This is a genomic window from Luteimonas sp. AC640a, assembly GCF_979256585.1.
Genome location: NZ_CEEDOV010000007.1, coordinates 698643 through 714372, shown reverse-complemented (window position 1 = coordinate 714372; position 15730 = coordinate 698643). Strand labels below are relative to the sequence as shown.

The 15730-nt window shown below is 59.1% G+C and carries 7 protein-coding genes; all 7 read left to right on the top strand.

Going from position 1 to position 15730, the window contains the following annotated elements; genetic code table 11:
• The first annotated feature begins 410 nt into the window (after nucleotides 1–410).
• The 7 genes from ACZ9YD_RS07480 (at nucleotide 411) to ACZ9YD_RS07450 (ending at nucleotide 15723) form a co-directional block, all read left to right on the top strand.
• Complete coding sequence (locus ACZ9YD_RS07480) at nucleotides 411–3719, top strand: STY4851/ECs_5259 family protein (RefSeq protein WP_465074492.1); 3309 nt, start codon at nucleotides 411–413, stop codon at nucleotides 3717–3719.
• The gene (locus ACZ9YD_RS07475; RefSeq protein ID WP_465074491.1) at nucleotides 3716–9829 is read left to right on the top strand and encodes a DEAD/DEAH box helicase; all 6114 of its coding nucleotides are present in this window, start codon (nucleotides 3716–3718) and stop codon (nucleotides 9827–9829) included. The genes ACZ9YD_RS07480 and ACZ9YD_RS07475 overlap by 4 nt, the downstream gene beginning before the upstream one ends.
• Before the next feature lie 64 nt (nucleotides 9830–9893).
• Nucleotides 9894–11045, top strand: a complete 1152-nt coding sequence (locus tag ACZ9YD_RS07470) for a DNA cytosine methyltransferase (protein ID WP_465074490.1) — start codon at nucleotides 9894–9896, stop codon at nucleotides 11043–11045.
• A 915-nt stretch (nucleotides 11046–11960) separates the two neighbouring features.
• Nucleotides 11961–12530 carry an RNA polymerase sigma factor gene (locus tag ACZ9YD_RS07465; protein ID WP_465074489.1) on the top strand — a complete coding sequence of 190 codons (570 nt, stop codon included), beginning with the start codon at nucleotides 11961–11963 and terminating at the stop codon, nucleotides 12528–12530.
• Between the two features lie 72 nt (nucleotides 12531–12602).
• Nucleotides 12603–12836 (top strand): DUF4880 domain-containing protein, encoded by a 234-nt coding sequence (locus ACZ9YD_RS07460; RefSeq protein WP_465074488.1) that lies wholly within the window; start codon nucleotides 12603–12605, stop codon nucleotides 12834–12836.
• Between the two features lie 87 nt (nucleotides 12837–12923).
• Nucleotides 12924–13139: a FecR/PupR family sigma factor regulator gene (locus ACZ9YD_RS07455; protein WP_465074487.1), complete on the top strand. Its 216-nt coding sequence runs from the start codon at nucleotides 12924–12926 to the stop codon at nucleotides 13137–13139.
• A gap of 265 nt (nucleotides 13140–13404) precedes the next feature.
• The gene (locus ACZ9YD_RS07450) at nucleotides 13405–15723 is read left to right on the top strand and encodes a TonB-dependent receptor plug domain-containing protein (protein ID WP_465074486.1); all 2319 of its coding nucleotides are present in this window, start codon (nucleotides 13405–13407) and stop codon (nucleotides 15721–15723) included.
• Nucleotides 15724–15730: the final 7 nt, after the last annotated feature.

Below are 15730 nucleotides of genomic sequence, written 5' to 3'. Positions count from 1 at the left end.
AGGGATTCTACGGGTGCTGGAGCAGTCGGCGAGATGCGCGAACAAGGCAACCGCGAGTCGTTGACGTGGTTCCGAGTGCAGACGGTAATTCCGAGCCGTTGTTTCTCCGGGTTCTCGCCTTGGCTTCGATCGGCTATTCGCAGACGACAAGTGCGCTGTTCGCGTCGCCGCGCGCTGGGAGTGGAGTGCACTTTGAGCGAAGCCGCCCCGCTGGCGCTGTCCTCGAGTTCTGAGTCCGGTTGGTTTTATCGAAGTAGCCCTGCCGCGCCTCGCGGTAGGCTTGATGATTGTTGCCGTAAGGTCATGTCCTTCCGAAGTGGATCGGAATGCCCCACTAGAAATGACTTGGGCAAGTTGTTCTCTGGTTCGAGTTTCATAGCCAGCGCTGAAGATCATCGGAAGTGGGCTAGGTGCTAATCTCCAAACTTGAAACGCAGGATTCGCGTTGCCCTTGGGGGAGGGATGGAGTGGAGCTTGGCGAAGGATGGAAGTCGCTACTAGCGTCTCGAGGCATTGATCGTCCTGATGGCCGGCCGCTGTATGCATACAAATTTGCGCGTTCTGAATTCGATCACTTAAGTGGGATCCTTCAGCGAAACAGCTCTACGGTTCTTGAGGACCTCAATGGACCAGCGCTTGTCGTGTCTTACGTCGCTGAATGGTTCAGGCGCGAGCGTGCTGGCGGTCACTGGGACTGGATTCGTCCACTCCATGCCATCGGTTTAACCTATGGACCGAACGCGCTCGTTCGCTATAGCGATATCGAATCGCTTGTGGATCGTGGCCTCGCTGGCTGGCGGCGGCCGAAACCTAAAGGCGGTGAACGCCTGCTCTGCGTGGTTCGTGAGGCTGGCTTTCCGGTTGCTTCGGTACGCGAAGACCCGCGCATAGCTTCTTGGCTAAGGCATGCGGTGCTCGCGGCCGAAAAGGGGCTTGAGGTCAGCGAGTCGATCAAGGCTGAAGGCTGGCGAGTCTCTGAGCGGTTGGCGCAGGCACTAGCTGAACCTGCTACTGAGCTCTGCGCAAGAATCGTCGATCTGAGGGCAAGGCTTCCGCATGAAGAAGGGCGTGATCCGGTCGATGCGCTGGACCGGATCGTGCCCAACTGGCGCGACGAGCTGCCTTTCGACATCGAGTCAGATGACATCCGGACGATGGTTGAGCAAATCGTCCGGGTGCGTGATGGCGTAAGTACAGCACTTGAAATCAAGCGCTATTTGACCCTTGTTGACAATCACTGGATGCCGAGGGCAACCATCAGTCTGACCGGGGATCTGGATTCCAGACGCATGCCTAGCGTTGTCAACATGGCGGTTGACGGAGCGCGTCGTGTCAGGATCACTCCGCTTCCTCCATTCTGCGACCAGCAGGTTGCGATTGCAGCAATTGAATCTTGCGAGCGCGATGGTCAAGACGCAATTGCGCTTCGTGCGCTTGTCTCTCGGTTTGACGCGCCGCTATGCCTGAGTAGTGAGGCAAAACTTGCGGTTCTGATCGGCAACACGAGTGCAGTTGAGTTCATCGCGCCCGGCGGTGAGGCCTTGGATGCGCAGGTGATCGCGATGCATGTCGAGCGCATGGACGAGAACGGTGCTCCACTCGCTTTGCGAGTAATAGGAACTTCACCGATCAGAACCAGTCGTCCAATGCTTGTCTTGGCGGTGCATGCCAATAGCTTAGATCGACTTGCATTTTCCGCCGGTTACTCGTCCCTTGGTCAATGCAAACTTTCGGGTCGACTGATCGTTAGCTTCAGTGGAACGGCGACCTTCATACAGGACGGCATTACGTGGAAGTGGCGGACAGCAGTCAATGACGTTAATGATGGCACGCTAGTCTTGGTGGGAAATCTTCTGCGCAGTTCGCATGAGTCGGTGTATCGCGGGTTTCCGGCACTTTGGATCAAGCGGGAGGGGCTCACACGGCAGGCCAAGGACCATGAAATCCACTGGCGGCCTAGGGGGCGGGGCGGCTGGCGCAGACTCCATGACGGGAAGCCTTGGGGAAAGATCGACATCGCGGTGATCATTGGTGGCGAAATGCAGTTGAGCGCGACAGCAGTAGTTGTTCCGCCAAACTTCGCCCAAAGCCTAGACCGAGGCGCAAGAGAGCTGCACGTCACCGGAAGTGGTGCCCGGCAAATTACGGCAAAAGGTGCTTGCGAACTTCGTGTCCGCCGGGAGACGGACATCGATATCGTCGAGCTCGGCCCGCCGGCTTGTGCGCCGAAAGTAATCCTGGGGCTTCGTTGGGACGCGGAGCTAGAGTTGTCTTTCACTGATCCGAGCTACGAGCTTCGGCTACTAAGCGCCTCAGATGCCATCCTGCCCTCTCACTCCACCTTTGCAGTTGATGATCTCAAGGGCATCCGTCTTTGCGCGACGAGCAAGACGCTCCTAACGTTGGAACTACACGCCAGTGACGCGCCGCGTCTGGCGGTCAGTCGCCAGATTGTCGGTGACGTGCCTTTGTCAATATTTGCCAACAGCATTAAGCAGTTATTGGGCAGTTCGGAAGAAATCGATGCTTATGTCGAGTTGAGCGCGAATGGTGGGAGCGAGCATATTGCCCAGGTGCGCCGGTATGCTAAGGAAATCGATCCGTTCGCTGTCGCAAGCGCTAGCCCGTTTGCGGTGCTGGCTGCAACTCGCGGAATGAAGCTGCATGGCGTGTCGCTAGTCCAGCCTTCAGTTGGCGTGGTGGAAGTTGAGGGGCCCGCCAGTCAAGAGGCGATGCGAGATGTGCTGAGTAAATCGCGGCGAAAGGGGCCATGGTTGATTTATGGGTTTGACAGGAACGGCTCACGCATTCGGCCCAAGATTGTCCCAGTCTCGCCGAACAGGTCGGCGCGCGAGAGTGCATTCGAACAAGCCGTTGCCCTCGATAAATCATGCGATCGCGCCAGTGCGATGCGCGCGATCTATGCTGATCCCGCAGGTCTTGATGTACGCGAGCGCAGAGCGCTGATCGATCTGCTTCTACTGGCTCGGCGCGAAGAACTGCCGTTGGCTTCAATCGATGCGCTCAGGCTTATCGCGCAGGCCCCCAGTCTTGCGACTAGGCTGCTTGTCGATTGCCAGACCATGAATGAGCGCAGCGCCTTGCTTGATATTCAGCGTGACCTCCCGTTCCTATGGTGTGCGACGCCCGTGGGAGATTGGGTGTCTTCATTCACCAGCCGAATCGTCAGGGTAAAGGCCGCGCTCGCTGGACATGACATTCACACATCTACAATTTACCGCCGCGAGCTCGCGATATTGGCGGAAATCGTAAGCCTCCGCCCTGAGTTATCTGCACATGTAAATGCTGTATTTCTGAGGGTTATTGTCAGCCAAATGTTGGCTGATGGGCATGCGATTGATGGAACGAGTATGGTCTTGCCGCCCATTGGCCGAACCGACAGCATCCGCAGAGAAATTGACCGCATGGTCGCGCGCCATGAGGAGATCGGCCAGCCCCCGAATGATCTGCTCTCATCTAGGCACCGTGATCGACATATGGCACGTTGGGCCAGCTATGACAGACGCTTAGCGGGCGTGATATCGGTTCCCTTCGCGCTGGCTGATCACGCTAGCGGACTGGAAATTCTCAATAGAAAAGAGCTCGCACGTTGCCGTGATGTCTGGCTTTACGACGCGGAATATTTTGAGGCAATCTTTCCAATTTGCCTGAATGCCTCTCTTCAAGCTGGCGACAATAGCGATCAAGGAAGAATATGATCGATCTCGATAGGTTGATAATGCGGCTGCCCGAGCAAGCGGCCGATGCGATAATCGGCATGATCAGACCGCGCTCAAGGACCCTTGCCCGTCACCTCAAATCGGTCTGGGCCGGGTCGGCCGGGAGCGAAGGCTCCCTGTTGGCTGAGCCTTTCATTGAGGGCGCTTATCCCTGGTTACCACTGGACAAGGGCTGGGATGGTCTTGAAGAAGGAGTATTGGACCCAAGGACGATTGAAGTTCTGAAGCGTGTCTCGTTCCCACCCTATCGGCACCAGGCGGAGGCTTGGGGCCATCTCACGCCGAGCACGCCTTCCTCGGTAATTGTCTCCAGTGGTACCGGGTCGGGTAAGACCGAGTGCTTCCTAGTTCCGATCCTTGATCGCCTAGTCAGGCTTTCGGAAGGGGGAGCGAAGGGGCTGACCGGTGTGCGAGCTCTGATGCTTTACCCGCTCAACGCATTGATCAGCAGCCAAGAAGAGCGCCTTGCACGCTGGTTCGAACCCTTCGAGGGTTCTCTCAGATACTGCCTGTACAACGGGGAGACGCCAAAATCCGTTCGTCAAGTGAGCCGTTCGCCCGAACCATGGCGTGTCGGCGACCGAGCGGCACTGCACGCTTCGCCGCCTCCCGTGCTGGTCACCAATGCGACCATGCTTGAGTACATGCTCATCCGTCAGAGTGATGCCCCGATTCTTGAGAAATCCCAAGGGACGCTGGATTTCATCATCTTGGACGAAGCGCATTCCTATATGGGGGCGCAGGCAGCGGAAATCTCTCTGCTATTGCGCAGAGTGGCGTTGGCGTTCGGTCGCAGACCAGAGCAGATCCGGTATGTCGCCACTTCGGCGACGATTGGCGGTGATAATGCAAAGCAGGAGCTGCGAGCCTTCCTTCGCGACCTGTCGGGAGCGCCGGAGCATGCGATCCACGTTGTCGAGGGCACGCGCGCGCCGCTGCCACCGCCGCCTGAAACCCGCAGTGAGCGGCCTGTGCAGATTGATGGCTTGCGCGATCAGACGGCGCAGGTGGCGGGACAGATCTTGGCTGAGTCCGTGCAGCTTCGCGCAGTACGCGAGGAGTTGCGTTCGGGCAAGCTCTATTCTTGGGGGCAATGGAAGCAGAGCTTGACTGCATTCACCCAAGGATCAAGTGATCCGACGGCAGTGCTGGTCGAGGCTGCCCGCGCTAGAGACCCCAATGCCCCACCAGCGCTGCTCTCCAATGGCGGCGCTTCAATACTGCCTAGTCGCATACACCTGTTCCATCGGACTGTCTCTGGCTTATGGACGTGCATCAACCCCGAATGCAGTGCCAGTCCTTCACGCAAAGACGGCTCTGATTGGGAGTACGGCGCGATCTTGCTAGACGCTAGGGAGCGCTGCCCCCACTGCGAATCGTTAGTCCTTGAATGGGTCTGCTGCACGTTGTGCGGGGAGGGAGCTCTACGGGCGGAAGAATGCGATGAGGGCATGCGCATAGCGCCATGGACCGAAAGCCATGACGATGACGGATTCGAGCAGACGCTTGAGCGCGAGGATCCTGATCTTGCCAAGGAGGAGGAAGAGGAGGCCGAGACCGTCGTTGTGGTGGTCAAACCACTCCGACGTTATCTATTCCTCCCGCCAAAATCGGGAGGCAATCGCGTTGCCGTCGCACACAAGTCCGGATCGCTCGATCCAGACGGCGAGCCCTCAACCCAGTTCTCCGCTGGCGATACTTCAAGTTGCCCAGGTTGTGCGCGCGCGCCGCATCGGGTGGATCCAGAGCGCGGCGCATTACGACCAGTTGTGGCCGGGGCTCCATTCTTGATGGGGCAGATCACGCCAGGATTACTTGCAGATCTATCCGCAGAAACCGCTTCAGACCAGCATTTGCCATTTGAAGGACGTCGGCTGATTACTTTTACCGATGCCCGTCAGGGCACGGCGCGCCACGCGGCCAATATCCAGGTCGCTTCAGAGAGGTCTTTTATCCGTAGCTTCATCTATCACTTCGTGCAAGAAGACCGGACGGATGACCCGCAAGCTCTGGAGAAGATCGAAAGCAAGATCAGCAAGCTCAAAGTATTGATGGGAGATAATCTAGATCCTGATATCGCTGGAATTGTTGAGCAGCTTGAAACGGAACGCTCAACAATGTTGCAGGTTTCGTCCAAACCTTGGACAGATTTGGTCCGGAGGCTAGCTGGCGATGCGACCGTGGAGCATTGCCTGAGAGATCTTTGGTCTGCAAGCAACCGCGACGCGCGTTTTCAGAATTCTTCCATGCTCGCAGAGTTTTTGCTGTATCGCGAGGCGATGCGTCGCCCGGTTCGGGCGAACTCCGCTGAGACGCTTGGACTCTTCAGGTTCGAGATTCCTGGGATCGACGATAAGCGGGGGTTGTTGCCCGCATCGGCAGGATCCTTGGGACTTGGCTACCAAGACTGGGCAGATCTGCTACGGCTTCTGGTCACGCACTTCCTGCGGACCAACGTTGCGCTGGATTTAGAGCGTTGGTGGTTGAACTGGATTGATCGGCGCCAGAGTCATATCGAGGTAAAACCGTGGCAGGCTGGCGATAAGTCAAGCAAGTATGTGCGCTTGTGGCCCAACGCCTATAGCAAACTGCCCACACGCGTTGTCCGGATGATCTTCCAGTCCCTGAACTTGCAGTATGAAAATCAGCGGCACAAGGAAATGGTTGGCGCACTGCTTCACGATGCTTGGCTTGCACTGAAGCCATTCATGGCCGGAAGCCCTAACGGAAATCGTTTTAAGTTGGGAAGCTTGTCTGTCGCCCGCGTTGAAAAAGCGTTCTGGTGTCCGACGACGCGCCGTATCCTAGATACGACGTTTAGAGGATTGAGTCCTTACGATATAAATGGTGTCCATCCGCCGGCAGAATCGATCACGATGCCGCGCTTGCCGTTCTCTTGGCGCCGTGATTGCGCAGGATTGCGAGTGACTGAAGCCGAGATTGATCACTGGCTTGCGACAGATCCTGATGTCAGTGCACTACGCGATGTGAGTCGCTGGGGCGACCAGCAGGATCGCGCGGCCAAACTGTCATCTTGGATTCGTGCAGCGGAGCACTCCGCGCAACAGGCAGCTCATACGCTTAGAAAATACGAGACGCAGTTCAAGGCCGGTAAGATCAACGTGATCAGCTGTTCCACTACGATGGAGATGGGAGTGGACATCGGCAGCGTGGAGGCCGTGCTCAACACTAATGCCCCTCCGCAGATCGCAAACTATCGTCAGCGTGTCGGTCGCGCCGGACGTCAGAGGCAGCCGATCGCACTGGGACTGACCTTATGTAAAAACCGTCCCCTTGACCAAATGATCATCGCTAATCCTGCCGGCTATTTAGCTCGCCAGGTCGCGACCCCCAAGGTCAGCCTTCAAAGTGCCAGCATCGCAACCAGACACGCTGGAGCACTGTTGCTTGCTAACTACCTTTCTCAATGCGGTTCCGAGCTTCACAAACTCAATAATGGCAAGTTCTTCGCACTCGATGCCAGCACGCAAGCGCAAGACAATCCAAGCGCGGCTGACCAGTTCATCGTCTGGCTCGATTTGGCTCTGTCCAATCCGATTTTGGAATCTGCGCTGCTGACACTACTGGCCGGAACGACAGTTGTGCCTAACCAGGACCTAATCGACGTCCTGCGTGATCGACTGCAGGTCATTCGCACCGAGATCAAATCCGAATGGCAGGCGTTGGGTAGCGGTCCTGAAGTTAGATCAGCCGGGGAAACAGAAGTCGCGCTGGTAAACAAGGCTCGCGAGCTGCAGCGTAAGCGTTTAGAGCAGGGCTATCTGCTTGGAGAGCTGGCTTCCAGAGGCTTTTTGCCATCCTACGGTTTTCCCACCGACGTCGTGCAATTCGTCACCGAGACCAAGTTCAGCAGCAAAGGCAACGCAGGCTCCGGGCAGCATTACGAACCGCGGGAAAGCAGTCTGGGCCGCGGATATCCGGCGCGCTCTCGTGAAATCGGTATCTACGAGTACGCGCCTGGCCGCGGCATAGTGGTGGACGGTGTGGTGATGGAGTCAGCCGGTCTTACGCTCAACTGGCAGCGCCCCCTGGATGAGGCTGGGCGTCGCGAGGTACAGAGCTTGCGGACGATGTGGTCGTGCAAATCCTGCGGAGCCCTCTCTTCAAGACCGTCGGCGTTGGATAAAACGCCATGTACCGAATGCCATTCAGATAATCTGACGCCGATGAGCTTTATCAGTCCCGGTGGGTTTTCGGTCGACGCGCGATTCAATGTCCACGACGATCCGACCGATGTTGGTGCTGGCCGGAGCATCGATCCTTGGGTATCAGTGCGCGATGGCTGTTGGCGTGCACTTCCAGATCCAGCGGTTGGCCGCCTTCGTGCGAGCCCGAATGGGATCGTTTTTTGGTTCAACCCCGGCGAACATCGTCAGGGGTATGCCATCTGTTTGCACTGTGGTCGTGCCGAAGCTGAGACAGGAAAGCCCGGAGCCAAGGGGTTAGCAGAACACCAGCCCCTGCGCGGAGCTCCGCTGTCATCGGACGGAATAACCTGCACGGGAGCGCCAGAGCTCGCGCCATACGCGGTAGTGCGCAACTTGGCGCTAGGTCATGAAATTCGGACCGATCTATGCGAGGTCCAGCTCTATGACTGCGGTTCGAAGGCCATCGCTTTGACGATAGGGTTGGCTCTTCGCGAAGCTATTGCAAAGATTCTGGGTGTCGATGCAGATGAGATGGGGTATGCCGCCCCGCAAGCGCCCAGCCAAGCAGCGGGCGAGAGCTGGAGCAGTGTTGTGTTCGACAGGGCCAGCGGCGGAGCGGGGTTTGCGGCCACGCTGGCGCGTGATCCCGTGGGCGTCCTGCGCGAGGCGCGTTCCTTCCTTGACTGTGCGTCAACGGGGAGATGTGGCGACCTGGGAGCGCAGCGTGCTTGCCCGCGATGTGTTCTCGCGCCCGATGCGCAGCAGGATGTAGATGAAACCGATCGGCAGGGAGCTTTTGAACTGTTAAGCGACACGCTCTCAAGGATCGCCATCCCGGGGGAACATCAGCTCTTTGGAGACACGACTACATACGAGCCTTCGCCACTATCCGAGGCGTTGGGTGAGGTACTGCATGATCCTGAGGCCAAGCTGGCAGCGATGCTGCACGGGGATCCTGCTGAGTGGGATTTCGAGGAGTGGCCCATGGCATCGGTAGTGGAGCGGTGGGGCGCACGCGAACGCCGCATCTACGTCGAGGTCGAGGCTAATGCCTTGCATGAAGCGGATGCCGTGACGCGGCGACGCCTCGCTTTGTGGATCGAGCGTGCCAGAGCAACTCTTCGTGTAAAGCCGCCAGAGCACGCCAGCCTCCTAGCTTGCGTGATGCGCAATGACAAAGTCACAGGCTGGGCGTCGCTTGACCGCGAGGCGTACCGTGTCGGGCCGAGCTGGGCGTCCACATCTGCCGCCCCCGTCGTTCGAGGGCAGCTCGGCGGCGTGTCGTTTACTTCAGACGTGATTGATTCCAGGGCTCTTCTTATCGAGCGGAACCGTGAGGCGATCTTCGAGGTTACCAGTGAGCTGGATGGTCCTGCCGAGGAATTTGGACGACGCCTCAAAGCCATGGTAACGGGTCGTGACGAGGCATTGGCCGATGTTCTTTCTGGCCCATGCACCCAGATCCGCTACTCCGACCGTTATCTATTCAGTCCGCTTACCGTCAGGCTCGTCGTTGAGATGTTGGCAGCTTTCTGCGATGAGAAGACGTCAATCGTCGTCGATACGGTTGCGCAGCGTCGCGATCATCGCCGCCTGCGTGTCGGCAAGATGCTAAGGGACGACTGGGCAGAGATTTCAGACCGCAATCTGTTGTTCCAGCATCTTCTGGCCGACGTTTCACCGACCGCCACCTTGAACTTCCATCAGAATGTCCCCCACAGGCGAAGATTGGACTTCCACACTGCTAAGGGAGCCGGGACCATCTTCTTTGACCAAGGGGTCGGCGCTTGGTCGGCAATCGAACCGGTACCTTTTGATCAGAGTAAAGCTGTTGCCGAACAGCGTCATGCAATTGGTTTGCCATTCCTCATTCGAGGAAACGCACACGGCACGTTCTTTGCGTGCAAACTGTCTAGATGATGATTTCAGTGCTTAGAAAAAGGGCGTTGCGAGTAGCCAAGATGGTGGTGAGGGGAGCTTTTTTGTGAAGGTTGCGGGCTTGTTTGCAGGTATCGGTGGATTTGAGTCGGGGCTCGCTGCTGCTGGACATGACACCATGCTCCTGTGCGAGCTATGGGAACCTGCGCGTGCTGTTCTTTCGGCGAGATTTCCCGATATCGAGTGCAGCCACGACGTTCGCGACCTCAAATCGCTTCCCAATGACGTTGATCTACTGGTTGCGGGCTTTCCCTGCCAGGACTTGAGCCAAGCCGGCACGACGGCCGGCATCGATGGAGAGCGCTCCGGCTTGGTAGGCGAGGTTTTCAGACTTCTAGATAAGAGACAAGCGCCCTGGGTTGTGCTTGAAAACGTTCCATTCATGCTGCAACTTGGCAAAGGACGCGCCATGCAGGTGCTGACCGATGCGTTCCAACAGCGAGGCTATCGCTGGGCGTATCGCGTAGTGAGCAGCTTGGCTTTCTTGCCGCAGCGTCGTGAGCGTGTTCTCTTTGTGGCAACAACAACCGACATCGATCCCTCGACCGTTTTGATGTCTGACGAGGTCAGTCCGCAGAAGATTGCCGCCGACCTTTGTACCCACGCCCACGGCTTCTATTGGACGGAGGGGTTACGCGGACTGGGGTGGGTACCCGACGGCGTTCCGACGCTCAAGCGAGGATCAGCTGTAGGAATTGCCTCGCCGCCTGCGATTCTCCTTCCTTCAGGCGACGTGATCACGCCTGACATCCGCGATGCTGAAAGACTGCAAGGCTTCTCTGAAAACTGGACCAAGCCGGCGGAAAATGCGGGGCGATCGTCGCTGCGTTGGTCGCTTGTAGGGAATGCAGTGTCGGTGCCGGTCGCCAAGTGGCTTGGCGCTTGTTTGAAGCGCCCAGGAACTTATGACACAGCACGTGATAGCGAACTGGATCTGGCAGGCGCTTGGCCAAAAGCTGCCCGCTTCGATGGGCGGCAAAGATATGCGGTACAAATTAACGCTTTTCCAAAGTGGGAAGCCAGACCACCGCTGACTGAGTTCCTTCGACACGACGGGAATCTTTTATCGGCGCGGGCGACGCGCGGTTTCATCTCTAGAACAGAGATCGCAAAACTTAAGTTCGTCGACGGTTTTCAAAATCGCCTGCGAAATCATCTGGCACGCATGGAGCATGTGGAAGGACGTCAGCCTGCTTGACGCCGGAATCGATTGATCTCGATCCATTCGTATTCGAGCAGGCAACATAGGCGCGCAGGTGCTGGGCTAGGTCTTCGCCAGTGGTGCCGTAAGCTCCCCCTACGACAGGGGCGAAATCTGACCTACGCCAAGGATCGTCTCTCATAGCGGCCGCGCCGCCTACAAGTGCAAGATTGGGTCGTTGTCCTGGCCACCTCACCTAACCTATACGTTAGGGGACGAGGGCAAGAACCCTCAACAAAGCGCCGACGACCAAAGCTCCGCTAGCGGGGCTTTGTTTAATACGGGATTGGCGTCCCGTCATCTAGGCGCACGAACGCGCCCATCGGTCACGATGCCGGCGCTTTTTTTAGGGTCCGCTTTTTGGTCGGGCCTCGCTTGCCAGCGTATGGCGGGCGGTGCGCGGGGCCTTCGGGCCACCGGTCCTAGATCCGGTACGCCAACCCGCACCGTCCGCCACCTAGTTCGATAAGGCGATTCGCTCGCCACTAGGAGACTGCCATGCCCGATGCTGCTCATGTGCCTGTCTTACATCTGTCGATCGCGAAGTCCGCGTCGGTCTGAGAAACCGTCGGTTTTGAGTCAAGGGTTTCGCGGTTGCAGCCGAGTAGCGGCTCGTAGCGCCTTCACGATAGCACTGCGCGCAAGGTACTGGCTTACTTTCGCGACCCACTTATTGATGGGGTAGGGCATAGCCGTTACGCGACATCATTCAAAGCAGAGAGGGATTTCCGCTCTTGCCAAAGGCATCGAGGGAAGATCCCGCGATTTCCATCCATCGACGGGTTGTATCGCCACCATGGCAAGTCGAACGTCCCGAAGACTGCGTGCCGAAGATGCTGCGAGCGTGCTGTGGCTGGCGGGAGGACGCTTCTGCATGGGTTTTCGAATTGCGTCGCCGGAGTCGCAACTGCGATGAACCAATGCGACCGACATCTCGCTTTGAACGAGCTCGCATTGGAGGAGGACGCTAAGCGACTGCGTTCCCATTTCGATGAGGCGATAACGGCTCATCGAGATGAACTGCTGAAGTATCTGTATCGCCGCACTCGCGATGCCGAGCTGGCTGCAGATCTGACGCAGGAAACCCTGTCGCGAATGATGGTGTATCGCGACAACTCGAAGGTCGAAAGCTACGAGCTCCTGATGTACCGCGTTGCTCACAACCTCGTGCTTGAACATCAGCGCGCCCGATTCCGTCGACATGCGTCAGACCACGTTTCGCTGAGCGTGGTGGGTCCCCTTCCCGCGGACGAGACGCCGGTTGACGAGATCGTGGATGCGCGGATGTCACTTGAACTGCTAAAACGCGCTTTGATCGGATTGCCTCCCAAACGACGTCTCGCTTTCATGCTCAGTCGCTTCGAGGGCATGACCTATCCAGAAGTTGCAGCCCGAATGGGCATCTCAGTGAAAATGGTCGAAAAGCACATCAGCAAGGCCTTGCTAACTTTTCGAGCCGCGGTCGGCGAGCGGGACGGGTAGCGCAGGGCTGTAGAAGTACAAACCGTCTAGAACATTGGTAGCATCGTTCACCCGCGTGAACAGGCGCCCTGCATGGGCGTGTCAGTTATGGCTACAGAGAACGAGCGACTTGCCGAGCTTGCAGCAGATTTCTTGGCGCGAAGCCGCGAGGAAACACCGACTGAGCGTCAGGCGCGCGAGGCTTGGCTGGCCGAGGATACGCGTCACCTGCGTATCTACCGATCTTTGGAACAGCTCGATAAAGACGCGACAGCGCTTCTGGACGATCCCGAACTGCGAGCGCTTCTTAAACGCGACTCCGAATGACGGCACCGGTGAATCAGCTGGCCATTGCGGCGTACTGTTAGGATCGTTTTTCCGGCTGACGCACTCGCCGCATCCGTCAGATTGACGATGAGCCACGAATACGATCGTATCGTTCAACGGGCCGCAGGTTTCTTGGCCCGGAGCTGCGAGGAGTCGCCCCGACAGCGAGCGAACCGCGAGAAGTGGTTGGCTGCCGACCCACGACACGAGCGGGCGTATCGGTATCTTGAGCGGTTGGACGAAGATGCCCGTCGCCTTGGCAGCGACCCCGATCTGCGTTCACTCATCGATAGTGACCTCTAGGCGACGTAATGGAGACAAGTCGCCGAATGCTCGCCGTGGTCGACCGTTCGTTGGGCGCTTGTATGCACAGTTGGCACTGCACGTCTTTGCTGCATTACTGAATTTCCATAATAGGTAGGGCCTTTCTCTTAACCGACATCAAATCTCGTTGGGAGGCGCACCGGCGATCTTGCCGCGCCATGGACGAGGCAATGACATGCGGAAGAGATATGCCCGGCGATGCGGGCCATTTGCAACAAACACACTGGCTGCTGCGGTAGCCGCTTTGCTCCCGCTGGCTGGCGCTGGAGCTCAGTTCAGTGGCGCGCCCATTGAGCAGGATGCGACCGTGGCCTCTCGCACGAAAGATCCTGACGCGGTCGAACTCGGCACTGTGCAGGTCACCGGCACGCGCATCCGCGGTGGTGTGACGCCTTCGCCTGTGGTGACCATCGGCATCGAGAGCATCCGAGAAGAGGGTTTCAAGGACCTCGGCGAGGTCATCCGCAGCATTCCGCAGAACTTCGGCGGTGGGCAGAACCCGGGCGTGGCGGCGGGTGCGTCGACGGGGTCGGGTGGTCTGGCCAACCAGAACATCACGGGCGGCTCGTCCTTGAATCTGCGCGGCCTGGGCCCGGATGCCACGCTCACGCTGCTCAATGGCCGGCGCATGACCTACGGCGGCTTCGTGCAGACCGTGGACATCAGCGCCATTCCGGTGGAGGCGGTGGAGCGCATTGAGGTTGTGGCCGATGGCGCATCCGCCATCTACGGCTCGGATGCGGTGGCCGGCGTGGGCAATGTGATCCTGCGGCGCGACTACGAGGGCGTCCAGGTGGGTGCCCGCTATGGCGATTCCGCGGATGGCGGATTGGGCACACGCGAGTACACCGCCACGGCTGGTGCGATGTGGTCGAGCGGTGGGTTCATCGCGGCGTTCAAGGACAGCACGGTTGATCCGATCCATGCGGCCGAGCGCGACTACACCCGGCAGCTGCGCCCGCCCACCACCTTGTATCCCGGCAGTGATCTGCGCAGCGGGCTGCTGAGCCTGCATCAGTCGCTTGGCGACTCCGTGGATGTGCGTGTGGATGCGCTGCGCACGCGCCGCGACCAGCGCTATGCAAACTGGCCGTCCGCGGCGGTGAACTACTACCACGCGTTTGCGCCGCGGACGACGGCGCATTTGCTCTCACCGACGGTGGAGTTCCACGGCCCAGGGGATTGGACACTATGGGCCGGCGCCACGTGGGGCCGGGACGAGCGCGAGCAGTTCGAAACGCGTGTGTTCCCCGACGCCGATGCGGTGCTCAGGACCAACGACTGCTACTGCAACGAAAGCCGTGCCTATGAGGTGGGCGGGGAAGGGCCGCTGCTTGCGATGCGTGGTGGCGAGGCGCGCGTGGCAGTGGGGGCGGGGTACCGCTCGAACGATTTCCTGCATGCGAACTACCTCACGGGCACCACCACGACGGAAGGGCGGGACGCCAGCCGCTTTGCGTATGCCGAACTCAGCTTGCCTCTCATCGGGTCGGAGACGGCGGTGACCGGCGTGCGCCGGCTCGAGGCCACGGCCGCGCTTCGCAGCGAGGACTACGACAGCTTCGGTCGGGTGACCACGCCGAAGCTGGGGCTGGTGTACGCGCCGAGCGCGGACGTCACCTTGAAGTCGTCGTGGGGACGCTCGTTCAAGACGCCTACGCTGTTCGAGCAACACTGGGACAGGCAAGCGGTGCTGTACAAGGCGCCGACGCTGGGCGCGGTGGGTGCGCCTGCTGGCGCGACCGCGCTGGTACTGGGCGGCGGCAATCCGGATCTCGATCCCGAGCGGGCACGCACGCTCACGGCGTCGGTGGCATTCCATCCCGTGGCGGCACCGAACCTGGAGATGGAACTGACCTGGTTCGACATCGACTACACCGATCGCGTGGTGCAGCCGGTCACCGACTACGCGCAGGCGCTGCGCAACCCCCTGTATGCCCAGTTCGTCCAGCGTGCGCCGAGTGCGGCCGAGCTGCAGGCGGTCATCGAATCGGCAGATGCGTTCTACAACGTGGCCGGCGCGCCGTATGTGCCCGGCAACGTGCTGGCACTGGTGCGCGCGGAATACGTCAACGTGGCGCGGCAACGGATTCGCGGGCTTGATCTGTCGGGCTCGTACCGGATGGATCTCGGGGCAGGGCGATTGACGCTGCGTGGCTCCGGCAGCTTGCTGGACAGTTCGCAGCAGAGCGCGGCGGGGCAGGCGGACTATGCGCTCTCGGGTGTGCTGTTCAATCCGGCCAAGGTCAATGCGCGGCTTGGCGGTGTGTGGGCAGTGGGCGGCTTGTCCGCATCCACGTTCGCCAACTACACCGGCGGCGTGACCAACACCGCGGACGACGAGAAGACGGCCTCGTTCACCACCTGGGACGCCACGCTGCGCTATGCAAGCGACCGGCCGGGCGCGTGGTCCGGGCTGGAACTTTCGCTGTCGGCGCAGAACCTGCTCAACCGCGCGCCGCCGCTCCACACCATGCTCAACAGCCTGCACGCGCCCTTCGACTCCACGAACTACTCCGCCATCGGGCGATTCGTGAGTGTCTCCGTGTCCAAGCACTTCTGATGTGGTG

Coding starts and splice junctions, on each gene's coding strand:
- ACZ9YD_RS07475 (WP_465074491.1), top strand. CDS start 3,716: ATGATCGATCTCGATAGGTTGATAATGCGGCTGCCCGAGCAAGCGGCC.
- ACZ9YD_RS07465 (WP_465074489.1), top strand. CDS start 11,961: ATGAACCAATGCGACCGACATCTCGCTTTGAACGAGCTCGCATTGGAG.
- ACZ9YD_RS07460 (WP_465074488.1), top strand. CDS start 12,603: ATGGGCGTGTCAGTTATGGCTACAGAGAACGAGCGACTTGCCGAGCTT.
- ACZ9YD_RS07455 (WP_465074487.1), top strand. CDS start 12,924: ATGAGCCACGAATACGATCGTATCGTTCAACGGGCCGCAGGTTTCTTG.